The following is a 24704-nucleotide window of genomic DNA, read 5'->3' as shown; positions in this document are numbered from 1 at the left end:
CTGGCCTATTGCTGGCTCAGTGAGGCGGAGATGGTGCCGGCGCCGTCCTTCAGCGCCTTGGCGGGGTCGGAGCCGAACAGCGCGTCCCGCAGGGTCTTCACCCATGGGCTCTGCGGGTCGTTGTACGACTCGTTGAACTTCAGCGCGTAGGGCGTCCGGCCGTCGGCCATGATCTCGTTCATCGCCTGGACCCGGGGATCGTCCGCGGTGATGTCGGTGCGGGCCACGGTGGACCTGCCCTTGGCCTGCAGGTCCGCCTGCACCGTGTCCGAGAGGGTGTAGGCCAGGAAGTCCCAGGCCGCGTCGGCGTTCTTGCTGGTGGCGCTCACGCCGATGACGTCGCCGCCGACGAAGGTGGACGTGCCTCCCTTCACTCCGGGGATCGGGGCCACGCCCACGTCGATGCCCTTGTCCTCCAGCAGGCCGAGCCAGGTGGACGGTCCCGGGGCGATGCCGATGTCGCCGGCCTGGAGGGCGCCGAGCCAGGTCGTCCCGTTCTCGTCCTTGGAGCCGGGCGCGGCCACGCCCTCGGCGTAGAGCGTGCGGTAGACGTCGAACACGGCGGCCATCTCCGGGTCGTCGACCGTGCTCTGGGTCCCTTCGGCGTTCATGACCTCGCCACCGTCGGCCCAGACGGACGGCCAGAACGTGAAGACGTCGCAGCCGCCGCAGTTCCCGCCGAAGTAGGTGCCGTAGGTCTTGCCGCCGAGCTTCTTGCGGATCGTCGTGGCCTGGTCGGCGAACTCCTGCAGCGTCGCCGGGGCCTTGTCCGGGTCGAGACCGGCCTTCTTGTACAGGTCCTTGTTGATGAACATCACCGAGATGTCGACGGTGTGCGGGACCGCGAAGAGCCTGCCGTCCTGCGTCGCCTCCTTGATGTGCGCCGGGGCCACCTTGTCCTTGAACGGAAGGGAGTCGAACCGGTCGGTGACGTCCTGCCACAGGCCCTGGGAGATGTAGTTCGGCGCGAACACCACGTCCGAGGCGAACAGGTCCGGCAGGTTCCTGCCGCCCGCCGCCGTGGCGATCTTCGCCGGGTACTCCTCGTTCGGGAACGCGGTCACCTCCACCTTGTTGCTGTGGGAGGCGTTGTAGGACTGCGCCAGTGCCTTGGTCTGAGCCTCCGTCGCGGCTCTGGTCCACACCGTGATGGTGGACGCCGCCGAGGACGCGCCGGGCTTGTCCGCCGAACCCCCTGTGTCGCTGCAGGAACTGGCAAGCACCGCCGCACACGCCACGGCGAGCGCGGTGGCGACCTTGCGGACGGACGATCGCGATTCCATGTCTTCCCCCTCTGCATCCCCAGAGAAGCACCGAAAACTGACCTGAAAGGTTTTTGGAAACGTAGGATCGGCGGCCGGGGCTGTCAAGGGTTCGGAGTGAGGTACGTCACTTGTCCACTGCCCATGTCCCCTCTATATTCAGGCAAATTGGAGCAGGCAGCCTGGGACGCAGCGTCCTCCCTCCTCACGAAAAGGTTCTTGGAACGATGAGTTCTCAGCGGCGACGAGCGACCACGATCACCGATGTGGCCTCGCTCGCGGGGGTGTCGATCGCGACCGCGTCCAAGGCGCTCAACGGCGGAAACCAGGTCCGCGCCGAGACCGTGCAGCGCGTGCTGCGGGCGGCCGAGGAACTCGCGTACCAGCCCAACGCGCTCGCCCGGAGCCTGATCTCCGGTCAGACCCGCACCGTGGGGCTGCTCACCAGTGACAGCGTCGGCCGTTTCGGCATCCCCGTGATGCTCGGCGCGGAGGACGCCTTCGGCACGGGGGAGATGGCCGTCCTGCTGTGCGACGCCCGTGGCGACTCCATCCGCGAACAGCACTACGTACGCACCCTGCTGGCCCGTCGCGTCGACGGGATCATCGTGGTGGGCGAGAGCACCGACCGGCGGCCGTCGATCAGCCGCGACCTGCCGGTGCCCGTCGTCTACGCCTACGCGCCCTCGGACGATCCGCAGGACGTCTCGTTCGTGCCCGACGACGTCGGAGGGGCACGCCTCGCCGTCCAGCACCTGGTGACCGTGGGCAGACGGCGCATCGCCCACATCACCGGGCCCACCGACTACCAGGCCGCGCAGGACCGGGCGGCGGGCACCCTCGGCGCACTGGAGGAAGCGGGGCTCGCCCTCTCCGGCGGCCAGGTGCTCTTCGGCGCATGGTCGCAGCGGTGGGGGCGGCAGGCGGCCGAGATCGTGCTCAACTCCGACCCCGGGATCGACGCCGTGGTCTGCGGGAGCGACCAGATCGCCGCCGGCTTCGTCGAGGCCGCCCGCGAGCGGGGCCGCCGCGTGCCCGAGGACATCGCGGTCGTCGGGTACGACAACTGGGAGGTCCTGTCCACCGAGACCAGGCCCCCGCTGACCACCATCGACATGAACCTCGAAGTGCTGGGCCGCACGGCCGCCCAGCACCTGTTCGCCGCCATCGACGGCCAGGCCGGCTCGGGGGTGCACCGCATGCCGTGCAGCCTGACGATCCGTGACTCGACCCTGCCCCAGTAGCGCGGCCCGCCGACGGCCCGCTGCCTACGCGCCGTCCTCCGGCGGTGTCGCGGGCCTGGTGTGGAGGACTTCGCGGGCCTGTTCGGCGGCGCGGGTGATGCTCTCGCTGATGAAGTCGAGGAAGCGCGCGATGTTCTCCAGGCGGGCGGCGGCCGGGGTGTCGGGGCCGAGGACGGCGACACCCTGACGGGCCGTCGCGACGAGATGGTCGTTGGCCCGGGCGCTGGCGATCGTCGCCTGGAAGAAGAGCTCGTCGTCGACGACGTAGCGGTCGCGGCGGCGTTCGTCGCGTTCCCGGCGCACCAGGCTCTGGCTCTCCAGGAACGAGATCGCCTTGGAGACGGACGCCGGGCTGACCTGGAGGCGCGAGGCGAGTTCGGACGCCGTGAGGCTGCCCGCGTCCGTGGTGAACAGGCAGGTCAGCACGCGGGCCGGAGTCTTGCCCAGGCCCGAGCCCATCAGCACGGTCGTGAAGGTCTCCTCGTACTCCGCGACGGCCGCGGCGTCGCGTCCGTGCGACTGGGGAGCCGTCTGCGGGGCCCGGGAGGACGCGGGCCGGCGCCGGTGCGCGCGGTGCTCGGTGGCGCGGTGCGCCAGGTCGGCGCGGTAGGCGGTGGGGCCGCCGTTGCGCATCACCTCGCGCGTGACCGTCGAGGTCGGACGGTCCAGGCGCCTGGCGATTTCGGCGTAGGGGAGGCTGTCGGCCAGCCCCAGCGCGATCTGCTGGCGTTCGGACTGGGTGAGCCTGCCTCCCGGCATCGCGATCTCCTCGGTGGTTCCTCACGGCGGTCCCTGACTCCCCCATCATAGCGTTCACTTCTTACCCATTGCAATGCATGAGAGATCTGTCGTTGCGTTACTTTCAGGTCCGTTGCAACACTTTCCAGCCTCTGAACTGCTGTTCTATGGATTCGATGCAACAAGTATGTTGTCGTGCGATGGAAAGCAACGTAGCGTTTCTCATGTCGGAAACAAGGAACGAGCACAGGAGAGAACGATGCAGAAGTTCGACACCCCGGCCCCGGTGACCGCGATCCTGAGCATCCCCGCCGGCCGCGTCCAGGTGATCGCCGCCGACCGCGCCGACACCACCGTCGAGGTCGTGGCCGCCGATCCCGCCAAGAGCCGCGACACCAAGACCGCCGAGCAGGTCACCGTCACCTGCACCGGCGGCATCCTGCGGATCACGGCGCCCGACGCCAACCGGCTCATCGGTCCTTCCGGTTCGGTGGAGGTCACCGTCCAACTGCCCGCCGGTTCCCGCCTCGAGGCCAAGACCGGCAGCGCCGAGCTGCGCGGGGTCGGACGCCTCGGCGACGTGGTCTTCGACGGCGCGTACCGCCACATCAAGATCGACGAGGCGGCGGGCGTCCGCCTCACCGCGGTCGACGGCGACGTCGAGATCGGCCGGCTGGGCGGTCCCGCGGAGATCAGCACCGCGCGGGGCGACATCCGGATCACCGAGGCCGTGCGCGGCACGGTCGTGCTCAGCACCCAGTCCGGTGACATCTCGGTCGGCGCGGCCGCCGGCGTCTCGGCCGCCCTGGACGCCGGAACGGGCCACGGCCGCATCGTCAACGCCCTCAAGAACGACGGCACCGTCGAACTCGACATCCGCGCCACCACCCCGCAGGGCGACATCACCGCCCGCAGCCTCTGAACAGCGCGGCACCCCCCACCCCGCCCGACCCGCCGCGGCCGAGTTCCGTTCGGCCGCGGCGGGCGCGGCAGGCCTTGGCAGGGGCCCACGATTCCGCGCCGGGCCCCGCACACCACGTACAGGACATCTCACGCGAGCAAGGGGAATCCCATGACGAACAACAGCACGTCCAAGGCCGGTGCGCAGTGGTCCGGCATGGTTCCGGTCGAGGACACGGCCCTGGCCGTCACCGACTCCGGTGGCCCCGGCATCCCCGTGGTCTACCTCAACGGCCAGTTCGCCACCCAGGGGTACTGGCGCCGCGTCCTCGCCGAACTCGGCCCGCAGTGGCGGCACATCACCTACGACGAGCGCGCCCGCGGCAAGTCGGGGCGCTCGTCGGACTACTCCTTCGAGGCGGCCGTCCGGGACGTCGACGCCGTCCTCGCCGCCAGGAACGTGGACCGGGCCCTGGTCATGGGCTGGTCCTACGGCGCGGTCGTCGCGGCGCACTGGGCCGACCGCAACCCGCAGCGCGCCCTGGGCGCGGTCCTGGTCGACGGCGCGTTCCCGCACGACTGGCTCGACGAGGCCATGGAAGTGCGCATCCGCAAGCTCTTCCGGCGCATGAGCTGGTTCCTGCCCCTGCTGCGCCCGACCGGCCTGGCCCCGCGCATGACCGCCGCACAGCAGGCCGAGAGCAACATCGAGCTGGGCGTGCTCTCCCGCGAACGCGAACTGGGCCCCGTACTCGACCGCGTCACCGTCCCCGTCCGCTACGTCGTCGCCTCCGGCACGTCCCTCGGCAGCCGCGGCGACGAGCAGGAGCGCATCCGCGCCGGCCTCGACGCGGTGACCTCCCGCAACCCGAACATACGGATCGCCGCGAAGGTCGCCAGCAACCACGGTGCGATCCTCAAGAAGGACTACCCGGCCGTCGCCCAGGCCCTGCGCGACATCGCCCCGCAGGACGGCACGGGTCACTGAGCACACCACCGGCGGACTCGGAGGCACGACGGGCGGGCGGCGAGTGACGCGGGCCACCACACAACGAGACCGGATGCGCGCACATCGGGCCCCGGGCGTCCGAACCGCCTCACCCCCGGGATCCCGGACGTAGATTCCAGTTCAGCAGTGCGGGCCCGCGGACGCGTGGCACACGCTCGCGGCCCGGTCCACGGCCCGTCCGGCCGGGATCACGGCGTGCGAGGTGCGGCACCAGGAGCCCCGCAGCCCGCCGCCGTCATCCCTGGAGGAGTTCCGACCGATGAAGACCGTCACCCACTGGATTGCCGGCAAGCCGTTCACGGACGCCCCGGGTGCCCGCGGCACCTGGGGCACCGTGACCGACCCCGCGACCGGAGAGGTCACCGCACAGGTGGCGATGGCCGGCGCCGAGGAGGCCGACGCGGCGGTCGCCGCGGCCAAGCGGGCCTATGCCACCTGGCGCACGACCTCGCTCGCCCAGCGGATCGCGGTCCTCTTCCGCTACCGCGCCCTGCTGGACGCACGCCGCGACGACATCGCCGCGCTGATCACCGCCGAGCAGGGCAAGGTCCACGCGGACGCCCTCGCGGAAGTCGCCCGAGGCCTGGAGATCGTCGAGCTGGCCTGCGGGATCGGCACGGCGCTCAAGGGTGACACGTCCACGGAGGTCTCGGGCCGTGTCGACGTGGCGTCGTTCCGGCAGCCGCTCGGTGTGGTCGTCGGCATCTCACCGTTCAACTTCCCCGCCATGATCGGCATGTGGATGTTCCCCATGGCGATCGCCTGCGGGAACACCTTCGTCCACAAGCCGAGCGGAAAGGCCCCGTCGGCCTCCATGCTCCTCGCGGAACTCGCGGCCGAGGCCGGAGTGCCCGACGGTGTGCTCAACATCCTGCACGGCGACAAGGTCGCGGTGGACGCGCTGCTCGACCACCCCGACGTGGCCGCGGTGTCGTTCGTGGGCTCCACGCCGGTCGCCCGCCACGTCTACAGCCGGGCCGCCGCGAGCGGCAAGCGCGTCCAGGCGCTCGGCGGGGCGAAGAACCACATGCTGGTGCTGCCGGACGCCGACCTCGACGCGGCGGCCGACGCCGCCGTGACCGCCGCCTACGGATCCGCCGGCCAGCGCTGCATGGCCGTCTCCGTGGTCGTCGCGGTCGGCACGGCGGGCGACGCACTCGTCCCGCGGATCGCCGAACGGGCCGCCCGGATCACGATCGGACCCGGGAACGACCCGGCGTCCGAGATGGGCCCGCTCGTCACCCGGGAACACCGCGACGAGGTCGCGGACTACGTCGCGGGCGCTGCCGCCCAAGGCGCCGATGTGGTGCTCGACGGCAGGGATGTCACCGTCGAGGGCCTGGAGAACGGCCACTGGATGGGCATTTCGCTGCTCGACAGGGTCAGCACGGCATCGGACGCCTACCGCAACGAGATCTTCGGTCCCGTCCTGTGCGTGGTCCGCGTGGAGACCTTCGAGGAGGGCCTGGCCGTCATCAACGGCTCCCGGTACGGCAACGCGAGCTCCGTCTTCACCCGCGACGGCGGCACGGCCCGGCGGTTCCAGTTGGAGGTCGAAGCCGGGATGGTCGGCGTGAACGTGCCAATGCCCGTGCCGGTGGGCTACCACTCGTTCGGCGGCTGGAAGGACTCGGCCTTCGGCGACCACCGTATGTACGGGAGCGAGGCCGTGCACTTCTACACGCAGGGCAAGGTGGTCACGAGCGTGTGGCCGGAAGCCGCAGCTCGGGCCTCCCGCTGAACCCCGCGACGGGCGGCGGTGCGCCACCTCGCACGCCGCCGCCCAACTCCGCTGCACAGGCGTCGCGTTGATGTCTCACAGACGGTCGGCCCGGCACCGGATCTCTGTTACTGTCCCCGCCGACAGGCCACTGCGGGCGACTCATCGGCGGAGGAACGCATGGGAGAGGCCGTTGTCGTCGGTGCCGGGCCGACCGGTCTGTGGCTGGCGGCGGAACTGCGCCTGGCGGGCGTCGACGTGACCGTCGTCGAACGCCGCGAGGAGCGCTTCCCGCACTCGAAGGGCTTCACGATCCATCCGCGGACCATGGAGATCTGGGCGTCGCGCGGGATCGACCACCTCTTCCTCGACGAGGGCAGGAAGATCCCGAACTCCCATTTCGGCCTGCTCGACCAGCGCGTCGACTTCAGCACGCTGGACACCCCCTTCCCGCACATCCTCGTGCTGGGCCAGCCGAGGGTGGAGGAACTGCTGGAGCAGTACGCTCGCGGCCTGGGCGCGGACATCAGGCGCGGACACGCCTTCGCCGGCCTCACGCAGGACGCCGATTCGGTGGTGGCGCAGGTGGAGACCGCGGGCGGCCGGTACGCTCTGGAAGCCGACTACCTGGTCGGCTGCGACGGTGCCGCGAGCGAGGTCCGCAAGGCCGTCGGCATCGCGTTCCCGGGAACGGACTCCACCGCGTACACCTGGATCGCCGACGTCACCCTCGACAACCCGCCCGACATACCGTACTTCCAGCGGAACAGCGCCGCGGGCCAGGCACTCGTCGTCCCCATGGGCAACGGCCTCCACCGCGTCGGCGGGGTCAACGCCACCGGCGACGGCGACGACGACTGGACGCGCCATGCGGGCGCGGAGGAGCTCCGCGTCCGGCTCGCGGCCGTGGCAGGCTCGGACTTCGGCCTCCGCGATCCCCTGTGGGTGTCACGGACCGGATCCGCCAACCGGCTCGCGGAGCGCTACCGGTCCGGGCGGGTCCTGCTGGCCGGGGACGCCGCCCATCGCATCTTCCCCGTCGGCGGCCTGGGCCTGAACGTCGGCCTCCAGGACGCCTGGAACCTGGGATGGAAGCTCGCGGCCACCGTGCGGGACTGGGCGCCCGCCGGGCTGCTGGACACCTACCACGACGAACGCCACGCGGCCGGTGTCGCGCTGATGGAACTCGTCCGCGCCCAGACGTCGCTCATGACCGACTTCCGGCCGGACCTGCTCGCCCTGCGCTCGGTGCTGAACCGGGCCATCAGCGACGTGCCCGCGTTCTCCGCTTCACTGGCCAAGGAGTTGTCCGGGCTCGCCGTCGCCCATCCGCCGGGCGGCAACGCCCATCCGCTCACCGGCCACCGGGCCCCGGACCTCCGACTCGCCGACGGCAGGGGACTCTTCTCGGTCCTTGCCACCGATCGGTACGTGCTGCTCATGGCCTCGAAGGCGGACGCGGAGGCCGCGTCGCCGCGCACGGACGGCGGGCGTCCGCCACACGTCCTGACCGTGGTCGCGGACGCGCCCGACCGCGTCCGCCCGGAATGGGACCGGCTCCGCGCCGCACTGATCCGCCCGGACGGCCACGTCGCGTGGGCCGCGGAGACCCGCGACGGCGCGGCGCTCGCCGCCGAGGCGACGGAAGCGGTCGCCGCGGTCAGGCGACCGGGCGCCTGAGCACGGCTCTCCTCAAGCGGGTGCCGCAGGTTCGAATCCTGCCTGGGGCACAGGGGAGAAGGCCCCGGACCGAGCAGGGTCCGGGGCCTTTGACTTCTGACATCAACGGCGGCGGTCAGCCGCGGTACTGGCCGCGCTTCGGCCGAGGACGACGGCGGCCACGATGCCGGCGGTGACGTCGGCGCGGACGGCCCAGTGGATGGCCGACGCGGCCGTCGACGGCGACCAGGGAGATCGTGTCGGACGCGCCGATGCCGGCCCCCGTGGCGGAGGCCAGGTTGAGGTCATCGGCGGTCGTTGTGCCCGACACGGTGGTCGCGCCTCAGTCGAACGTATTGCTCAGTCTTATTTAGCGGATCGCCAATTCCGGGTGGCCGCCCGTCATTGCGATACAGCCCTGTGGGGTCTGTGGGTCTGATCGCTGCGGCCGCCCGCTGGATGTCCGCCGCCGGGTGGCGACCCTCAGCGCCTCCCGGACGGCGGACGGTCCCCGTTCCGGCCATGTGAAGGGTTGTGGACTGCGGTCCGTTCGGCCTGACGCCAAGCGGCGCGAAGCTCGTGAACGGCGCGAACGAGGCTGACGCAGCCACGGAGAACGTCCGCGGCGGCCTTGGGGAGACGGGATGCCGCCGCGAGGACCACACTGAGTCCTCCGAGGACGGCCAGGATGTGAGTGACGCTCATGTGCACTACTGTCTTCCCGCCCAGCGGCAGTGGGACGAATTCCTACAGCAGCCGACGCAACCGGACAGGGGGAACAGGATGGGCGTTCCGGGGCAGTTCAAGAAACCGTCTCTACCGGCGGGCCGTTTGCGCGACCTCAACGATGCTCTTCACGCGCTGCACCTGATCGCGGGGCAACCGAGCCTGGAGAGCATGCACCGCGTGCTGCAGAAGCGGATATCCCGTACCCGCCTGCACGATGCCTTCACCGAACCGCGGCTTCCACCGTGGGACACCGTTGACGCTCTGGTCGAGATCCTTGCGACACGCGCTCCGGGCAGAACGCCTCAGGAGGTCCTACCCGAGATCCATGCCCTCTGGGTCCTCGCCTCCCGGCAGAGGTCGTTGCTCGATCTGCGTGAGCGTGAGGTGCGGATCGAAGTTGTCGAGATTTTCGCACAGTTGCTTGAGATCAGGCCGCGCGAGGTGAAGCTGGACGTACCTCTGGACGAGATCGCGGCCGATTCCGTCACGGTGCTCGAAGCGGCGGGGCGTATCAACAGGTGCTTCGATGTCAGCCTGGAAGACGAAGCCATCGCAGAAGCGGAAACAATCGAGGATCTGGTGAGCTTGACTCTCCTGACGCTGAAGATCGCGCGCGAGGATGGCTAGAGCCATTCCATTGGTCCGATCGTTGACTCGTTGAGTGGGCGTATCTGCATGGCGTGGCCCTCACTCAAGCGGATCTTGCCCGGTCGGCGGACCCGCGGAGCGGCCGGTGTCGGGCACCGGCCGCTCCGCGGAGGTCACTTCAGGCCGAAGGCCCTCGTGATGGTCTGAGTGATGCCGCCGCCGTTGCGCTGCGCGGCGGTGACCCGGATCGACACGTAGTGCGCCCCGGCCGGGGCGTGGAGCTGCGTCTGCCAGGTGCCCTTGTTCTCCTTCATGTTCTGCGGGCGCCAGGATTTCCCGTCGTCGTACGACACGTCGAGCCGGACCGACGAGACCGCGTCCTTCGCGGCGTCACTGCCGAGGACGGCGGGCGTGACGGAGAAGGCCGACGTGTGCTTGGCCCGTCCGTCGAGGTCCACGTCCGTGGCGTAGTCGAGTTGGGCAAGCGGCAGGGCCTGGTCGTCGGCGGTGCCGGACAGGAACGTCCACTCGGTGTGCGTGGTGGCGGAGTAGGGGGTGAAGTCGGCGTTGGCCTTGGTGTCGACGACCAGCCGGTACGGGAGCTTCTGGGGTGCCAGGTCGCCCACCCCGAAATCGGGTCGCGGCCCGCTCTGCACCAGCAGCCGGTCCCCCTGGTAGAGCGCGAAGCTCCGCGACCACAGGGACGACGTGTCGCCGCTGTGGGCGGATCCCCCGTCGCCGAACCCCGCGATCATGCCGCCCATGGCGTTGCCGACCCGGTGCGGGACCTCGAAGCCCAGGATGCGCGGCCGGGTGATCGGGCCGAACCAGTGCTCGCTGTGCACGCTGCCCGGCTGGTAGCCCACGATGTCGGTGAAGGTCCCCCAGCCGTCGGTGGACGCGTACTGCTGCCACTTGACGCCCTTCCCGGCGGACACCCAGTCGGTCCGCTGCCCCCGCGCGACCGGTTCCCTCGGGAACGGCGGGACCCGCACCGATCCGTACACGGCGTACGGGTAGCCGGCCGGCCAGAACTCGTACGGCGGGCTGTCCTCCCGGCTCTCCACGACCTGCGCGCCGGCGGGCGGGGCGAAGACGTTGTCGATGCGCGCGAGGCTGCCGGGGTCGGTGGCCGCCGACGGGTCCTGCGGGATGCCTCCCTGGTGGTAGTCGGCCAGGTCGTACAGGTACGCGGGCGAGGGGTGCGCCTCGACCGCCAGCTTCGTCCCGGCCCTGCCCGCGGACGCGATCCGCCGAATCAGCGTCTCGCCTTCGTCCGTGGTGAGCGAGGCGACCGGCAGCGGACCGGTGCCCATGCCGTCCGGTGCGCCGTACCAGTCGGTCCCGCGGCCGTCCCCGTCGTTGACCACCAGCAGCATCGCCGCACCCGCGGCGTGCGCCGCGGCCGCCTGGTCCGCGGGGGCCACGTCGGCGCTGCGGCGGACGACCACGGCCTTGCCGCGCGCGGACAGGCCCGCGTAGCCGGCGGCCGTTCCGTCGCCGGCGAAGACGGCATCCACGTGCGCGGTGCCGTCGCGGAACTGAGGGGATCCCGGCTGCACCAGCAGTGTGTCGTCGAGAGCGTGACCGGCGTAGCTGATCCTCAGCGGGGTCTGCTCGGCCCGGATCCGGGTGGTGAAGACGAAACTGCCCTTCTTCACCTTGCCGTTGGTCGGCAGCGCCCAGAGGCTGTCGTACGCGGGCGAGGGCAGCAGGATCTCGTGCAGGGCCTGCGTGTCGGTGGGCGTGGGCTCGGCCGAGGTGAAGGAGCGGAAGAGGTCGATCCTGCTGGTGGTCACGGACGTGGGCTTGGGCGTCGCCACCTTGACCTGGCGGATGCGCGAGGCGTCGAGGTCGACGGTCCGGTCGGCCGTCAGGTCGACTTCGGGGGCGGTCAGCACCGCGAACCCGAGGGAGTGCGGGCCATGGCGGCCTTCCACGTCCAGCGTCGACACTACGGTGTAGGAGCCGGGCGCCCAACGGCTGCTGAGCGTGCCGTCCGGGGCCCACATGACGGTGGTCCTCCCGTCGGCGCCGGTGATCTCGACCTCCCCGCTGACCGGCTTGCCGGAGCCGTCCTTCAGACGCACCGTCAGGGTGTGCTTCTCGGACTCGACGGACAGGCCCACGGCCGTGTGCACGGAACCGGTCGGCGACACCGCGGTGACCTGGGCGGCGTACTGACCGGGAGCCAGCCCTCCCGGGTTCGCCACGATGCCGACGGTCGCGGATCCGCGCGCCGGTACGGTGACGCGGTCGGCGGCCAGGGTGAACACGCCGGCGGGCGAGGCCCCGCGATCGGTCGAGAGCCGCAACGTCACCGCGCGGTCTGTGGTGTTGGTGTACGTGATCTTCCGCGTGACCGGATCGTGCTTCCGGTCCTTGGCCCAGCGCACGAGTCCGGCGTCCACCGAACCGGTCGCGACGACCTGGTCCTTCAGGTAGGCCGCGGCGACATCCACCCGGCCGGTGCCGGCCTGGTACGGGCTGTAGTCGGGCGTCAGGACGCTGCTGTCCATCAGCGCGTCCTTGATCTGCCGCCCGCTCCACGTCGGGTGCTTCTGGGCCAGCAGGACGGCCGCGCCGGCGACATGGGGCGCCGCCATGGACGTACCGCTGTCGGAGCGGTACCAGCCCTCGCCGCCGTCGGTCATGTACTGGGAGCGGGCGGCCGTCACGTCGACACCGGGGGCCGTCAGATCGGGCTTGAGGGCGTCGTCGTTCAGGCGGGGTCCGGCGCTGGAGAAGTCGGCCAGGTGGTCGGAGCCGTCCACCGCGCCGACGGTGAGCGCGGCGTCCGCGGTTCCCGGAGCGCTCACGCTGTAGGGGCTGTTGCCGCTGTTGCCCGCCGCGATGACGAACAGCGCGCCGGTCTCGGCGCTCAGCTCGTTCACCGCCTGGCTCAGCGGATCGTCCTGGGTGTGCCAGGCCGGCGTGCCCAGGCTCATGTTGATCACCTTGGCGTGTTCGGTCCGCACCGCCCACTCCATGCCCGCGATGATCCCCGATATCGCGCCCGAGCCGTTGTCGCCGAGGACCTTGCCCACCACCAGGTCGGCACCGGGGGCGACACCGCGCTCCTTGCCGTCGGAGGCGGCTCCGGTTCCGGCGACGGTGGAGGCGGTGTGGGTGCCGTGGCCGTAGCGGTCCACGACCTCCTGGCCGGGGACGAAACTGCGCGACGCCACAATGCGGTCGGCCAGGTCCGGGTGGGTGGCGTCCACACCCGAGTCCAGCACCGCGACCCGCACCCCGGCGCCCGTGCCGCCCGCGGCCCAGGCCGCGGGAGCGCCGATCTGCGCGGTCGAATCGGCCAGCGTGGCCTGTGCCTTGGCGTCCAGCCACACCCCGTCCACACCGGCGGCGAAGAACGGCGCGGACGTGCCGGCCGGGGCGGCCCCGGCGGTCCTCGCCGCCGGCAGGTCGCCGTCCCCTGCACCAGTCAGGGTCGACCAGAACGCGGTTGCCTTCGACCGCTGGGTGCGAACGGCCGCTCCGTGAACGGAGGGCAGGTCCACGGTGGTGGCCGTCCCCGGCAGTGCCTTCTCCAAGGCGCCGCTCGTGCGAGCGGACGCGGCATTGGAGTGGGTGATGATCAAGGGGAGCGCGCCGGCGTGGGCGTCGTCATAGCCCTGGGCCACCAGCCGTGTGACGTTGAAGAGTTGCTTGTCGAGCCGGCCCGTCGCGATGTACGCCATGGCCTCGTCGGGGTACACAAACGTGTCGCCGCCTTCGGCGACCACACGCACGGACCCCTTGGCCCCCGGCGCGCGCTCGACGTCTATCAAAGGAGCCTGGCGGCTCACGTCCTGAGTCATCGTCACCTTGTCCCCGGTGATCAACGTCACGGTGACCGGCGCGTGCTGGGCCCCGCCGGTTCCGGCCGAGGGCGCGGCAGCGGGGAGGAGTGGGGCAGCGCCGTGAGCCGCCCCGGGAGTGCTCAGGGTGACGGCGAGAACCGCGGCGACCGACGCCGCAGATCTTCGGGCGAAAGGGGCTCGCACATTTCCTCCAGAGTCGACGATGGACGGCATCCGACCATCCCCGCAGGGGAAATGTAAAGCCCTTGAACTAATAACTTTCCTGGCCCGTCGTCAGATCGGCCGACGACTGGACAACCCCCGCCACAACGGCACTTGACCAGACAGAACAGCCCGGGACCGGGCGTCAGGAAACGCCCGCGAAATACCCCTTTCACCCAGCACGCAATTCGACATCCGGTGGTTTTCGAAGTTTTCACGCATACGGAACAACGCGGAAATCCCGCCTCGGTACCGCCAGGGCTTCGGCGTTCTTGCGCGACGTCCGTTTTGTGATCACGTGAGCAGGGGCGGCTGGTGGAGGTGCTCGTGGAGCCGGCGGAGGCCGAGGAGGATCCAGCGCGGCGAAAGCAGGTTGTGGCCGCTACCGCCAGCTGGACGTGATGGATCTTGCCGCCCCTGTACGGTGTGCCAAATGAGCCTGGGAGTCCACTTCGCCATCGATGAGAAGACCGCCGATCGTCTGCTCGCGGCCGACGACGACGAGGTTGCTGCGCTCGTCGAAGAGATCGAGGAGGAGGCCATCGGTGTCGGCCACTGTGACACCGACAAGGCATGGGACGCCATCCATCGCAGCCTGACCGATGGTTACCTGGGCTACGACAACGGCTTCTACCCGCTGAACGCGGTGATCCTGGGCGGCGTGCAGCTTTACGAAGGGGACGATTACATCGTCAGTCTGCTCACTCCGGATCGGGTTCGCGACGCCGCCGATGCCGTGGCCGATGTCGGCCGTGAAGCACTGAAAGCCGGCTACGACCGCATCGACATCGAGGACTACGGACCGAACTTCGGCCACGAGGACTTCGCTTACACCTGGGCGAACTTTACTGACTTGGTCGTCTTCTTCCGGCAGGCAGCAGATGCAGGAAGCCACGTGATCTTTACGGTCGACCAGTAGGGGGCTCCGGGGCCGGGGCCATCGGCGCCCTGAAGCTGTCCGGCGCCACCGACATCGCGGCCGACCTCCGCCGCGACGCCCGCTGGCCCTACTCGACCTCGCGTGATCTGGATGATGCGTTGACAGGCACGATCTTCCAGTCGGGCCACGGGGCGTAGAGAACTCCATGATCTTGGAAGCCGTGCCTGCCGTGTTCCCAGGCCCGCGCCGTCCGACGGATCGTCACAGACCGGACGCCCTGTGACTACGCCGAAGCCCTGTCGGTACCGCCAATGAGAACGGAACGCGCGGAACCCCGGCGCCGGGGCCCGGGCCCCGCGGTCACCAGCGTGGAGCGGTGTCCGCGAGCTGGAGTTCGCCCCTGCCGAAGGAGAAGCTCTCGTTCGGAACGGGGATCAGCGCGATGAAGATGTCGTCCGGCGAGACGCCGACCGCCTCGGCCACCAGCCGGTTGATGGCGGCCGCGACCGCCCGCTTGTCCTCCAGGGGCCGGTGCGCCCCGAGGAGCACCGTGATGATCATCGCGTCGCTGCTGCGCTGCATCCCCATGAAGGTCGGGTCCAGGAACAGTTCGCTGTCGCTGTGCTCACTGATCACGATGAAGCGGTCGCCCTCGGGAATGCCGAGCCCCTGCACGAGCGACTGGTTGAGCGCGTCGGCGAGGGCGCGCTTCTGCTCCGGCGAGAAGCGGCCCGCGGGGACGTAGGCGTTGAAGACGGGCATGGCATGCTCCTTCGGCAGGGAGGCCCCGGGGTCCGCGACGCGGTCCGGCCGGGCGTGGACCGTGTGCGGAGGCGAGTGTGCGGCGCCCTCCGGAGGACCGGCCGTCCGGGCGCGGCACGCGCGCCCGCCCCAAAAGGGCTCACGAGGGCATTCTCATCGAGGCGGCACTCCCCCGCGAGGCGGCCGCCCGAACGATGCGCCGACTCCCCCGGACCGAACACGCCCTACAGGCGTGCCGTCATCCCGCCGTCGATCGCGAGCGCGGCCCCCGTGATGAAGCCCGTCTCGTCGCTCAGCAGGAACGCCGCGAACGCGGCGACCTCCTCCGGCCGCCCCATCCGCCCGAGCGGGTGCATCGCCTCGGCCGCGCGCCAGGACTCCTCCCACGTCACGCCCGGCAGGCCGCCGGCCAGCCCCCGCGACAGGGGGGTGTCCACCCCGCCGGTGATCAGGGCGTTGATCCTGATCCCCGCCGGGGCCGCGTCCAGCGCCGCCGAGCGCGTCAGCCCGATCACGCCGTGCTTGGCGGCGTTGTAGGACGCCATGTTCGGATAGGCGGCGACGCCGCAGGTGGAGGCGTTGTTGAGGATCGCGCCGCCGCCGGCGGCCCGGAGCGCGGGGATCTGGTGCTTCAGGCCGTAGAAGACGCTGCTGAGGTTCAGCTCCAGCTCCGCGCGCCAGGCCGCGCCGTCGATCCCGGTGACCGGGCCCATGGCCGTGGGGGCACCGACGTTGTTGAAGGCGCCGTCCAGCCGGCCGTACCGGCTCACCGTCCGCCGGACGAGTTCGGCCACCTCGGCCTCCGCGGTCACGTCGGTGGGGACGAAGACCGCCTCGCCACCGGCCGCCCGGATGCCGGCCACCACCGCGTGGCCGGACTCCTCGCCGCGGGCCGCAAGGACCACCTTCGCGCCCTCGCCCGCGATCCGCTCCGCGGTCGCCCGGCCCACGCCGGAGGTGGCGCCGGTGATCAGGACGACCTTGTCAGTGAATCGGGCGGACACGCGACCCTCCCGTGCTCAGTCGGGCCGGAGGACGGGCAAGAGCCTCCGGCAGAGCCCTGCGGCCAGGTGCTTCACATCCCGCCGTGGGCCGGCGCGGCAGCGGTTGCCAGGTGAGCCTGCTCGTGGTCCGCTGCCGCCGCGCGCTCCTCGACCCAGGTCCGGGCCACGTTCCACGCGTGTCCCGCCGGGTCCACGACGTCGAAGTGGCCGTCGCCGGGCGAGGCCACGAAGGTGACGTCCGCGCCCCTGGCGGCCGCCGCCTCCGCGTAGGTCCGGCCGTAGGCGGGCGGAATGACGTCGTCGGCCGTGCCGTGGATCACGAGGACCGGGACGCCTCCATTCTCCAGCAGAACGGGGGACGCCGCCGCGTACCGCTCGCCGTGCTCGGTGACGCGCCCGCCGAGCAGGAGCGGCACGATCCCGTCGTGCGCCCGCGAGGCGACGTCGGCCCAGGGGTCCGGCAGGGACGGCGACGGCGCACCGGCCGGCGGCTGGGCGCCCGCCTCCGCGAGCTCCGCTCCGAGCCGGGCCTCGTCGGCCGCGACCAGGTCGAGCACACCGGCCAGGGTCACGACGCCGAGCGGCCGCACCTTGGGACGGGCACCCGGGACACCGTCGGGCAGCACGGACCGGTGTGCGGTCCACGTGGCGAGCTGGCCCCCGGCGGAGTGGCCCACCACCAGGATCCGGTCCGCGTCGATCGCGGGGTCGAGGTCCGGCACCGCGTCCACGGCGGTCGCCACGTCTTCGAAAGTGCCGGGCCAGCCGCCGCCGGGCTCACCGATGCGCCGGTACTCGATGTTCCAGACCGCGAACCCGCACGCGACCAGGTCCTCCGCGAGGGCGGTCGACTGCCTGCGGTCGAACATCGCCGCCCACCAACCGCCGTGCATCAGCACGACGGTGGGGAACGGGCCGTCGCCCTCCGGCAGGTACAGCTCTCCGACCTGCGACGGTTCCGGGCCGTACGCGATGGTGCGGACCGCGCGCGGGCCGTCCTCCGCGTCGTCGTACCGCACGGCGCTCTCGGCGCTCACCAGCGTGTCGATCGTGGCGAAGAAGGCGGCGATGCCGGGGAGGTTGCCGCCCTTCGCGCTCGATTCGTCGTACGCCTGCGCGTCGGTCCACTCGACGATGTCGAGCCAGGTGTTCTCCGCCACGCGGACCAGCCGTGCGGCGATGAATCCCCGCCGGTCCGCACGGAAGTCGGCGAGCATCCCGCTCCGGGCGGCCAGCATTGCCGACGTCCGCTCGGGCGCGACAGTGAAGGTGGTCAACTCGATGACAGACATGGAGGAGCTCCCGGCGGTGCGGCATCTCGGGACAGAGGCCGGTAGTAAGTTTCAGTGACTATCAAGATTTCTTACCAATGAGCCTAAGCAGTCGTCCGCGCGATGGCAACCCACCGCTCCGCCCGCCCCCTCCGGCGCTGCTTGCATGGGTGAAAAAGGAGCGTTACGTTCACATTAGTCATGAATTTTGACTGTCGCGATGAGTCACCATGCGTCCCTCGGAAAAGGTGAGCACGTCATGCCCGACACGACGTTCCGCGAGTTTCTGACCACCGACAACGCGGCACTGGTCCTGGTCGACCACCAAGTGGGCCTCTACAGCGGGGTCCGGGACACCGACCTGCTGGAGTTGAAGCACAATGTGGTCGCCCTGGCGAAGGCCGCGCAGGTGCTCGGCCTGCCGATCGTGGTCACCACCACGGCCTCGGACAGCATGTGGGGACCGCTCGTCCCCGAACTCGACGCGGTCCTGCCGCGCGATGTCGACGTCATCGACCGCGGCACGGTGAACGCCTGGCACGACAGCCGGGTACGGGACCGGATCAGGGCGACCGGCCGGCAGCGGCTGATCTTCACCGGCATCTCGCTCGAAGTGTGCGCCGCCCTGCCCGCCATCGCCGCGGCCGCCGAGGGCTTCGCCACCTACGTCGCCCTCGACGCCTCAGGCACCTTCTCCGACGCCAAGCGCGAGGCCGGGCTCATCCGCCTCCAGCAGGCAGGGGTCGTCGTCAGCGACTACGCCACGCTGATGGTCGAGATCCTCGCCGACAACGCCTCACCCCTGGCCGGGGACGTGTACGGAGCGCTCGACATGCCCTTCTCGGTCCTCGTCGGCCAGCTCTCGGAGGCGTACACCAAACACGCGTGACGGGCACGGCGGTGCGCCGGCGGCGTCAGTCGGCGGCGACCGTGCTCGCGTCGCGGCGCTGCTGCTCGACGACATCCACGAACAGGCGCTTGAACTCGGCGTAGACACCGACCCCGAGGCGCTGCGCGTGGCGTGCCTGCATCTCCGTCATGATCTTGTCGGCGGCGGCCATCTGGGCGCGACCGCGCTCCGTGGGGCACACGAGCTTGGCCCTCCGGTCCGCGGGGTCGTTGTGGCGCTCGACGTAGCCCAGCTCGGTGAGTTCGTCGACGAGCGTCCCGATCACCTGCTTGTGCTGACCGGACACCCGGGCCAGGTCGGTCGCGCGGATGCCCTCGGGCTGGAGGTACGCGAGGACCGCGCCATGACGGGGCTTCAGGTCGTCGAACCCGAGGTCGCGCAGACGGGAGAACAGCTCGGCCTGGACGGCGAACAGCAGGCGCCCGGCCAGCACCCCGAGATCCGGGTCAGCAACGTTGCGCACCGTGCGGCTCACGCCCCTTCTCCATCGCCTCGCCCCGGGAGCTGACGCCCCGTATCCCGATCCGGTGATTGTAACGGCGTGGCGGGCGGCCGTACGGGCGGCATGACGAGGCGTCCGCCCCGTCGCGTCAGCGGTCCGCCGTGCCGGCGGCGCCCAGCCATTGGGCGAGGACAGCGGCCTCGCTGTGGTCGAGGTCCTTGGTCGCGGTGAGCAACGTGACCTTGCCGTGGGCGGCGAGGTCGCGCAGATGCCGGACGGCGGGCCGGTGACCGGCGTCCTCCAGCTCGCCGATGTAGCGGTCGCGGAACTCGGCGAAGCGCTCGGGGTCGTGGTGGTACCACGTGCGCAGGTCCGCGGAGGGCGCCACGTCGCGGAGCCATTCGTCGAGGTGGGCCCGCTCCTTGCTCATCCCGCGGGGCCACAGGCGGTCCACGAGCACACGTTTGCCGTCCCGCGACGAGGTCTCCTCGTAGATCCTCCGGCAGCCGAATCGTCCGGCCATGGCGAGTCGCCACCTTCCCGATGGGCCTGCCCGGACTCCGGCCCGAAGCCGGACGTGCCGGGGCGGGAGCCTTCGGTGATCACTCTATCGGCGGTACGGCGCCATGGCCCGGCGAGCGCGGAAACGCCACGTGGGCGGGGCCGCCGGCTGCGGCCCCGCCCACGCGGTACTGGCCCGGGTCGTCCCCGGGGGATGACGTCAGCGCAGGCCGAAGGCCCGGGTGATCGTCTGGGAGACGGTGTTGCCCGCGTTGTCCCGTGCGCCGACCCGGAGGGTGACGAACCCGGCCGACCGCGGCGCGCGAAGGTTCGTCCGCCATCCGTCGTCGCACCGGCTCAGGTCGGACCGCTGCCAGGTCTTGCCGTCGTCGTACGACACCTCGACGGACGGCTTCCCGATGGCGGCTGTGGTGCCCGGCAGGTGCGAGGCGGTGACCGTCAGCGGGGCACGCCGGTCGGCACGGCCCGAGGCGTCGGTGTCCACGCCGTAGTCGAGCTGGATCAGCGGCAGGGACACCGCCGCGTCGCTGCCGGTGACCGCGGAGGTGAAGTCCCACTCGGTCAGGGTGTGCGTCGAGTACGGACTGGCCCAGGTGCCGCGGTCGTTGTCCAGGACCAGCCGGTACGGCAGGCGCTCCGCGCCGAGCCCGGGAACCTGCAGGTATTCGGCGTTGCCCCAGTCGAGCTGCTGGTCGCCCTGGTACAGCGACATCCAGTCCTTGACGTCGAAGTTCGCGCCGGCCTCACCGACATGGCCGGAGCCCGAGTCGCCCCAGCCGGGCGCGGTGATGTACATCGTGTCGAGGTAGCGCACCGGCTGGTAGTTCACCGGGCCCATGCGGGGCCGCTGGATCGGGCCGAACCACTTCACCTCGGCGGTCCTGCGCGCCGGGTAGGTCAGCGGCCCCATCGCGTGCTGCCCCGTCTCGCCCTGGATGAAGGCGTCGTCCAGCCACGTGGCACCGGCGGTCACCCAGTCGGTGCGCTCGCCCTGCGCCGGCGCGGTGAGCTGGTTGCCCACGGCCCAGCCACGCCAGACGTCCGGACGGAACTCCATGGCCTTGCCCTGCCGGAAGTTCCGGAAGGAGACGTTCACCCTGCCGAGGTCCTTGGTCTCCTCACGCCAGGTGGGGTCCTCCGGGACTGCACCGGTCCAGTGGTGCACGACGTCGTAGACGTAGTCGGTCGTGGGGTGCGAGGTGACCTTCAGCGACACCGATCCGTGGCGGAGCGAGCCGATCAGCTCGGCGCCCTGGTCGGCGTTGAGCGTCGCCACCGTCACCGGGGCCGGGCTCAGCGGGCTCCAGGGGTTCTCGTCCCAGGGCTGCAGGCGGCCGGTGCCGTCGTTGACGACCAGCAGCAGCCGGGCCCCGGCCGCCGCGGCGGCGTCGGCCTGCGCCTCGATGCCCTTCGTGCCCGCGCTCCGCACCACGACGGCCTTGCCGCGCACGTTCTGCCGCGCGAGTTCCTCGGCGGTGCCGTCACCGGCGAAGACCGCCGTCAGGTTCCGGGTACCAGCGGGCAGCGGCGTGGCCGCCCGCTTGACCAGCGGGTCGTCGAACGTCGTGGACTTCGTGCCCAGGGTCAGCGCGGGCTGTTCGAGACGGAAGCGCGCGCCGGCCTCGAACTCGCCGTCGGTGACCTTCTTCCCGGTGGGCAGCGCCCAGATGCTGTCGTACGAGGGGTCGGGCAGCATCGAGGTCTCCACCAGGCTGTCGCTGTACGACCGGTGGGCGTCCAGACGCGGCGCGACGGCGGTGGTCTCCTGCGGCACGTGCGCCAGGATCCGGCGTGCCTTGCGGCCGTCGAGCGTGACGGTGCGGTCCTGGTCCAGCTTCACGTCGTTGAAGGCGAGCAGCGCCATGCCGCGCGAGTGCGCGCCCTCGGCGCCCTGCACGTCACCGGTGAGCCAGCCGCTGTAGGAGCCGACGGGCAGCCGCGCGGTGCCGGTGCCGGAGGCGTCGAGGTCCATCACCGTGAAGAGGTGCTCGGCGCTGAGGACGACCCGGCCCTCCATCGGCTTGCCCGCACGGTCCTTCGCGACGACCGTCAGGTTCTGCCGCTGGCCCTCGCGGGCCGCGCCGATCAGGGTCCGGGCGCGGACCGCTCCGGCGCCGTCCGTACCGGTGATCATGGCGCTGACCGACTGGTCACCGGCCAGCTTGTCCAGGGTCGCGGTGAGCGTGACCGAGGCGGTGCCGTGCGCGGGCACGGTGACGTGGTCCGCGGAGAGGCTGAACAGCCCTGCCGGGACGGTGCCGTTCACCGCCAGCGCGAGGCTGACCGGGGCGTCGCCGACGTTGGTGTACGTCACGGTCTGGACGTTGGTCTCCCCCGGCTTCGGGGGCCAGGTGTAGAAGCCGGAGTAGGCGCTCGTGGTGGCGAAGACCGTGGTGTGCACGGCCGCAACCGCGTCGAGCCGGCCGGCGCCCGCCTGGTACGGGGTGTACGCCGGGGTCGCCTTGGCGCTGCTGACCAGCGCCTCCTTCAGCTGGGCGCCCGTCCAGTCGGGATGCGCGGAGGCGAGGAGCGCGGCGGCGCCGGCGACATGCGGCGTCGCCATCGACGTGCCGCTCATCGTGGTGTAGTAGCCGGAACCCCGCTTGTAGTGCGAGCGCGCCGCGACGATGTCGACGCCGGGCGCGGTGATCTCCGGCTTCAGGCCGCCGTCGCCGTCGCGCGGGCCCTGGCTGGAGAAGTCGGCGAGCGTGTCGGTGGAGTCGACGGCGCCGACGGTCAGCGCGGAGTCCGCGGCGCCGGGGCTGCTGATGGAGTGCGGGCCGCCGTTGCCCGCCGCGATCACGAACAACGCGCCCGTGTCGCGGCTGAGTTCGTCGACGGCCTGGCTCATCGGGTCGGACTTGTCGCCGCCGCCGCCCAGGCTCATGCTGATGATCCTGGCCTTCTGGTCGCGGGCGGCCCACTCCATGCCCGCGATGATCCAGGACTCCTGGCCGCTGCCCTCGGAGTTGAGCACCTTGCCGACGGCCAGCCGGGCGCCGGAGGCGACACCCCGCTCCTTGCCGTCGGAGGCGCTGCCCGTGCCGACGATGGTCGAGGCGACGTGCGTGCCGTGGCCGTTGTAGTCGGCGATGTCGTCCTCGCCGGGGACGAAGCTGGCGCTGTCCGACACCTGCCCGACCAGGTCGGGGTGTTCGGTGTCCGCGCCGCTGTCCAGCATCGCGACCTTCACACCCTGGCCGGTGTCGCCCTCCGCCCAGACCTTGTCCGCGCCGATCTGCGCGGTGGAGTCGGCCAGATCGGCCTTCACCTTGCCGTCGAGCCAGACCTTGGCGACGCCGCCCGCGAAGGACGGCGTGGCCGAGCGGGCCGCCGCGGCGGAACCACCGGTCAGCGAGGACCAGAACTCCGGTGCCTGCCGGTGGTTCTGCGCGAGGGCCGCGCCCTGGATGCTGTCCAGGCGGCGGACGCCGGTCGAGCCGGCCATCTTCGCCCGGGTGCGGGACGTGGCAGCGGCGCCGGTGTAGCGCACGATCAGCGGCAGCCCGGAGCTGTGCGCGTCGTCGTAGCCCTCGGCGATCAGCCGTGTCACGTTGAACAGCTGCTTGTCGAGCTTCCCCGCGCTCACGTACGGCAGGGCGGCGTCGGGGTAGACGTAGGTGGCGCCGTCCACGACGGCGCGGTGGAAGCCGGTGGTGGCTCCGCCGGCGGCCTGGAACGAGCGCACGACGGTGCCGTCGGCGGCGGTCCCGAGGGTGACCTTGTCACCCGTGATGAGGGTGACGGTGTGGGTGCCGGAGGTCCGGTGGGCGGCGTCGTTGTGCGACACCTCACCGGCGGAGTACGCGGACACGGCGGCGGTCGCCGGTATGACGCCGAGTGTCAGCGCGGCAGCCACGGCGAGGGCGATCGGCCCGGGCCGGGGAATGGGAACCTTGGGCAAGGATGACTCCTGGGGCGCGGCGATGAGCGAAAGATCACTGGATCCTCCGGCCGCCCTCGCCGTTGTTCAAGGGGTCGCACACGTCACTCTTGTGCCATGGCACAGGTGCGCCGCGATCAGACACGTTCGTCGGCCGTCGCGCGTCCGGGGGGACTGCGGTGGATCTCCCCGTGAATTCGGGGTGTTCGGGGTGTTCGCGGTGTTCGCGGTGTTCGGCGCGTTGAGGCATGGGGCAACGGCTGGGTGGCACCGTCCCGTTGACCGGCGTTGACCGGCGGGGTGAGCCGCGCCCGCACTGCCGCGTCGCCGGTGCGGTCAGGCTCCGGGGCCCGGCGTGCCGTCCTCGCGCCCGCAGGCGGTTTCCGCCGTGCTGCCGCCGGCCGGTTCGCGCAGTTCCACACAGCACCGGTCCGGGCAGGGTGCCAGCACGGCGTCGACGCCGTTGGCCTCCAGGCCGTCGAGCATCCCGGCCAGGAACGCGTGGTTGATGCCGCAGATCAGTTCCGGTGAGCGGGCGGCCAGTTGGTGGAAGGGGCAGTTGAGCAGACGGAGCAGGGTCGGTGCCTGACGGTCGGGCTCGAATCCGAACCGCTCCAGCAGCGGCTCACTGACGCTGAGGGAACGCTCCGGGCCGAGGCGGCCCGGGCGGATGCGGGCACGCTCGGAGGCTCCCATGTCCCGGCCGCGGTCGCGGGCGATGCGCAGGGCCGCGGTGCGGGCGTCCTCGCCGGGATGCCCGGCCAGGACGGCGTCCATGAGGATCTCGGCGATCACGTCCGGGCGGCGTTCGGGGATGCTGACACGGACGTCCGCGTCGGTCGGTTCGTAGACCTTCGGCTTGCGGCCGACCTTGCGGATCCCGCCCGGGTTCTCGTACCGCGTGCGCAGCAGGCCCGCGTCGACGAGCTTGTCGAGGTGGAAGGCCGCGAGTTTGGTGGAGATCCCGGCGTCGGCCGCCGCCTCCTCCCGGGTGACCGGGCGCCTGGCGCGCCGGGCGAAGGCGTACATCCGGCGGCGCTGCTCGTCCGCGAGGACCGCGACGGTCCCGACCGGGTCGTCGTCGGAGGGTTCGGGCGCTGCCGGACTCATGGCCATCGCCCCACAGTAACACCCATGCATGTGGCCGTAACCCCGCCTC

General features: G+C 71.2%; 19 protein-coding genes. 8 read left to right on the top strand and 11 right to left on the bottom strand.

Annotated features, from left to right (window positions below; all coding sequences use genetic code 11):
• Nucleotides 1-5 precede the first annotated feature (5 nt).
• Entirely contained in the window at nt 6-1283 is a 1278-nt protein-coding gene (locus ABZ883_RS12650; RefSeq protein ID WP_360905594.1) for a sugar ABC transporter substrate-binding protein, read from the bottom strand.
• Between the two features lie 206 nt (nt 1284-1489).
• On the opposite strand from ABZ883_RS12650, the gene ABZ883_RS12645 reads away from it, so the two are divergent.
• On the top strand, nt 1490-2506 hold the full coding sequence (locus tag ABZ883_RS12645; protein ID WP_360905593.1) for a LacI family DNA-binding transcriptional regulator: 1017 nt from the start codon (nt 1490-1492) through the stop codon (nt 2504-2506).
• A gap of 24 nt (nt 2507-2530) precedes the next feature.
• On the opposite strand, the gene ABZ883_RS12640 is transcribed toward ABZ883_RS12645, so the two are convergent.
• Nucleotides 2531-3265, bottom strand: a complete 735-nt coding sequence (locus ABZ883_RS12640; RefSeq protein ID WP_360905592.1) for a helix-turn-helix domain-containing protein — start codon at nt 3263-3265, stop codon at nt 2531-2533.
• 238 nt (nt 3266-3503) lie between these two features.
• Here ABZ883_RS12640 and ABZ883_RS12635 point away from each other — a divergent pair, with 238 nt between their 5' ends.
• From ABZ883_RS12635 to ABZ883_RS12620, 4 genes are all read left to right on the top strand, one after another.
• A complete protein-coding gene (locus ABZ883_RS12635) occupies nt 3504-4166 on the top strand; it encodes a DUF4097 family beta strand repeat-containing protein (protein ID WP_360905591.1) in 663 nt (220 codons plus the stop codon).
• Nucleotides 4167-4316: 150 nt separating this feature from the next.
• Nucleotides 4317-5132 carry an alpha/beta hydrolase gene (locus tag ABZ883_RS12630; RefSeq protein WP_360905590.1) on the top strand — a complete coding sequence of 272 codons (816 nt, stop codon included), beginning with the start codon at nt 4317-4319 and terminating at the stop codon, nt 5130-5132.
• A gap of 280 nt (nt 5133-5412) precedes the next feature.
• On the top strand, nt 5413-6894 hold the full coding sequence (locus ABZ883_RS12625) for a CoA-acylating methylmalonate-semialdehyde dehydrogenase (RefSeq protein ID WP_360905589.1): 1482 nt from the start codon (nt 5413-5415) through the stop codon (nt 6892-6894).
• An 18-nt stretch (nt 6895-6912) separates the two neighbouring features.
• The gene (locus tag ABZ883_RS12620) at nt 6913-8553 is read left to right on the top strand and encodes an FAD-dependent monooxygenase (protein WP_360905588.1); all 1641 of its coding nucleotides are present in this window, start codon (nt 6913-6915) and stop codon (nt 8551-8553) included.
• A gap of 115 nt (nt 8554-8668) precedes the next feature.
• Here ABZ883_RS12620 and ABZ883_RS12615 read toward each other — a convergent pair whose 3' ends face one another.
• A complete protein-coding gene (locus ABZ883_RS12615) occupies nt 8669-8863 on the bottom strand; it encodes a hypothetical protein (protein ID WP_360905587.1) in 195 nt (64 codons plus the stop codon).
• 203 nt (nt 8864-9066) lie between these two features.
• Here ABZ883_RS12615 and ABZ883_RS12610 point away from each other — a divergent pair, with 203 nt between their 5' ends.
• Nucleotides 9067-9888, top strand: a complete 822-nt coding sequence (locus ABZ883_RS12610; RefSeq protein WP_360905586.1) for an acyl carrier protein — start codon at nt 9067-9069, stop codon at nt 9886-9888.
• A gap of 134 nt (nt 9889-10022) precedes the next feature.
• Here ABZ883_RS12610 and ABZ883_RS12605 read toward each other — a convergent pair whose 3' ends face one another.
• Nucleotides 10023-13667 (bottom strand): S8 family serine peptidase, encoded by a 3645-nt coding sequence (locus tag ABZ883_RS12605; protein ID WP_360905585.1) that lies wholly within the window; start codon nt 13665-13667, stop codon nt 10023-10025.
• 637 nt (nt 13668-14304) lie between these two features.
• On the opposite strand from ABZ883_RS12605, the gene ABZ883_RS12600 reads away from it, so the two are divergent.
• Nucleotides 14305-14790, top strand: a complete 486-nt coding sequence (locus ABZ883_RS12600; RefSeq protein WP_360905584.1) for a YfbM family protein — start codon at nt 14305-14307, stop codon at nt 14788-14790.
• A 321-nt stretch (nt 14791-15111) separates the two neighbouring features.
• Here ABZ883_RS12600 and ABZ883_RS12595 read toward each other — a convergent pair whose 3' ends face one another.
• The 3 genes from ABZ883_RS12595 to ABZ883_RS12585 all read right to left on the bottom strand — a co-directional run bounded on the left by ABZ883_RS12595 (nt 15112) and on the right by ABZ883_RS12585 (nt 17809).
• Nucleotides 15112-15513: a tautomerase family protein gene (locus tag ABZ883_RS12595; RefSeq protein WP_360905583.1), complete on the bottom strand. Its 402-nt coding sequence runs from the start codon at nt 15511-15513 to the stop codon at nt 15112-15114.
• A 224-nt stretch (nt 15514-15737) separates the two neighbouring features.
• Nucleotides 15738-16517: an SDR family oxidoreductase gene (locus tag ABZ883_RS12590; protein ID WP_360905582.1), complete on the bottom strand. Its 780-nt coding sequence runs from the start codon at nt 16515-16517 to the stop codon at nt 15738-15740.
• Between the two features lie 71 nt (nt 16518-16588).
• The gene (locus tag ABZ883_RS12585) at nt 16589-17809 is read right to left on the bottom strand and encodes a prolyl oligopeptidase family serine peptidase (protein WP_360905581.1); all 1221 of its coding nucleotides are present in this window, start codon (nt 17807-17809) and stop codon (nt 16589-16591) included.
• A 238-nt stretch (nt 17810-18047) separates the two neighbouring features.
• On the opposite strand from ABZ883_RS12585, the gene ABZ883_RS12580 reads away from it, so the two are divergent.
• A complete protein-coding gene (locus tag ABZ883_RS12580) occupies nt 18048-18677 on the top strand; it encodes an isochorismatase family protein (RefSeq protein WP_360905580.1) in 630 nt (209 codons plus the stop codon).
• Between the two features lie 25 nt (nt 18678-18702).
• Here the strand turns inward: ABZ883_RS12580 and ABZ883_RS12575 are convergent, their stop codons facing one another.
• From ABZ883_RS12575 to ABZ883_RS12560, 4 genes are all read right to left on the bottom strand, one after another.
• Entirely contained in the window at nt 18703-19173 is a 471-nt protein-coding gene (locus tag ABZ883_RS12575) for a MarR family winged helix-turn-helix transcriptional regulator (RefSeq protein WP_360905579.1), read from the bottom strand.
• A gap of 115 nt (nt 19174-19288) precedes the next feature.
• Nucleotides 19289-19663, bottom strand: a complete 375-nt coding sequence (locus ABZ883_RS12570) for a DUF488 family protein (protein WP_360905578.1) — start codon at nt 19661-19663, stop codon at nt 19289-19291.
• A 198-nt stretch (nt 19664-19861) separates the two neighbouring features.
• On the bottom strand, nt 19862-23566 hold the full coding sequence (locus ABZ883_RS12565; RefSeq protein ID WP_360905577.1) for a S8 family serine peptidase: 3705 nt from the start codon (nt 23564-23566) through the stop codon (nt 19862-19864).
• Between the two features lie 315 nt (nt 23567-23881).
• Nucleotides 23882-24661: a transcriptional regulator gene (locus ABZ883_RS12560; RefSeq protein ID WP_360905576.1), complete on the bottom strand. Its 780-nt coding sequence runs from the start codon at nt 24659-24661 to the stop codon at nt 23882-23884.
• Nucleotides 24662-24704: the final 43 nt, after the last annotated feature.

Source organism: Streptomyces sp. NPDC046977 (genome assembly GCF_040644455.1).
Classification (GTDB): Bacteria; Actinomycetota; Actinomycetes; order Streptomycetales; family Streptomycetaceae; genus Actinacidiphila.
The sequence above is the reverse complement of the archived record's forward strand: the minus strand, read 5'-3'. Positions and strand labels throughout refer to the sequence as shown.

What these genes read in the sequence shown, in the direction of transcription:
- ABZ883_RS12650 (WP_360905594.1), bottom strand. Translation starts at nt 1,283, where the DNA reads ATGGAATCGCGATCGTCCGTCCGCAAGGTCGCCACCGCGCTCGCCGTG.
- ABZ883_RS12645 (WP_360905593.1), top strand. Translation starts at nt 1,490, where the DNA reads ATGAGTTCTCAGCGGCGACGAGCGACCACGATCACCGATGTGGCCTCG.
- ABZ883_RS12640 (WP_360905592.1), bottom strand. Translation starts at nt 3,265, where the DNA reads ATGCCGGGAGGCAGGCTCACCCAGTCCGAACGCCAGCAGATCGCGCTG.
- ABZ883_RS12635 (WP_360905591.1), top strand. Translation starts at nt 3,504, where the DNA reads ATGCAGAAGTTCGACACCCCGGCCCCGGTGACCGCGATCCTGAGCATC.
- ABZ883_RS12630 (WP_360905590.1), top strand. Translation starts at nt 4,317, where the DNA reads ATGACGAACAACAGCACGTCCAAGGCCGGTGCGCAGTGGTCCGGCATG.
- ABZ883_RS12625 (WP_360905589.1), top strand. Translation starts at nt 5,413, where the DNA reads ATGAAGACCGTCACCCACTGGATTGCCGGCAAGCCGTTCACGGACGCC.
- ABZ883_RS12605 (WP_360905585.1), bottom strand. Translation starts at nt 13,667, where the DNA reads ATGACTCAGGACGTGAGCCGCCAGGCTCCTTTGATAGACGTCGAGCGC.
- ABZ883_RS12600 (WP_360905584.1), top strand. Translation starts at nt 14,305, where the DNA reads ATGAGCCTGGGAGTCCACTTCGCCATCGATGAGAAGACCGCCGATCGT.
- ABZ883_RS12595 (WP_360905583.1), bottom strand. Translation starts at nt 15,513, where the DNA reads ATGCCCGTCTTCAACGCCTACGTCCCCGCGGGCCGCTTCTCGCCGGAG.
- ABZ883_RS12585 (WP_360905581.1), bottom strand. Translation starts at nt 17,809, where the DNA reads ATGTCTGTCATCGAGTTGACCACCTTCACTGTCGCGCCCGAGCGGACG.
- ABZ883_RS12580 (WP_360905580.1), top strand. Translation starts at nt 18,048, where the DNA reads ATGCCCGACACGACGTTCCGCGAGTTTCTGACCACCGACAACGCGGCA.
- ABZ883_RS12570 (WP_360905578.1), bottom strand. Translation starts at nt 19,663, where the DNA reads ATGGCCGGACGATTCGGCTGCCGGAGGATCTACGAGGAGACCTCGTCG.
- ABZ883_RS12560 (WP_360905576.1), bottom strand. Translation starts at nt 24,661, where the DNA reads ATGGCCATGAGTCCGGCAGCGCCCGAACCCTCCGACGACGACCCGGTC.